The sequence below is a fragment of the Microbispora sp. NBRC 16548 genome (assembly GCF_030268985.1).
GTDB classification, from domain to species: Bacteria; Actinomycetota; Actinomycetes; order Streptosporangiales; family Streptosporangiaceae; genus Microbispora; species Microbispora catharanthi.
This window is the reverse complement of the sequence record NZ_BSSF01000069.1, coordinates 1-557: the sequence shown is the minus strand read 5'-3', so window position 1 is coordinate 557 and position 557 is coordinate 1. Positions and strand designations below refer to the sequence as shown.

Genomic DNA, 557 nt, shown 5'->3' with positions numbered 1-557 from the left:
ATCGGCTCCTGATGCCAAGGCATCCACCGTGTGCCCTAAATAACTTGGCCACAAAGATGCTCGCGTCCACTATGCAATTCACAAACAACAACCAGACAACCAGCCCACCCCACCACCAAACACCCGAGCACAACACTCGAACCGGTATGGCAGGAGACCAGCCCTGGAAGAAACAAACCGCCCAGCACCCCAAGGCGCCGGGCATACGGTCCGTTTCCTCAGGACCCAACAGTGTGCCCGAGCCGACCAACCCCCACCGCCGGCTTTCCCACTCCGCGATCAACTCGCGGCGGTACTCACCAGACGACCAGAACCGGCCGACCCGAATAACCAGTGCTCCACTAATGAGCGCACCAGGCAGGGAACATTCGCCCCTGAACCCGGCATGGACCAAACCCAACCCTCGCAATAAGAGTCAAGGCTGGCCGAGTGCTCCTTAGAAAGGAGGTGATCCAGCCGCACCTTCCGGTACGGCTACCTTGTTACGACTTCGTCCCAATCGCCAGCCCCACCTTCGACCGCTCCCCCCACAAGTGGTTGGGCCACGGGCTTCGGGT

1 rRNA gene is annotated in these 557 nt (G+C 60.5%); it reads right to left on the bottom strand.

The features are described 5' to 3' along the window. Positions 1–440: 440 nt before the first annotated feature. A 16S ribosomal RNA gene (locus QSK36_RS43065) occupies positions 441–557 on the bottom strand; the annotation flags it as partial.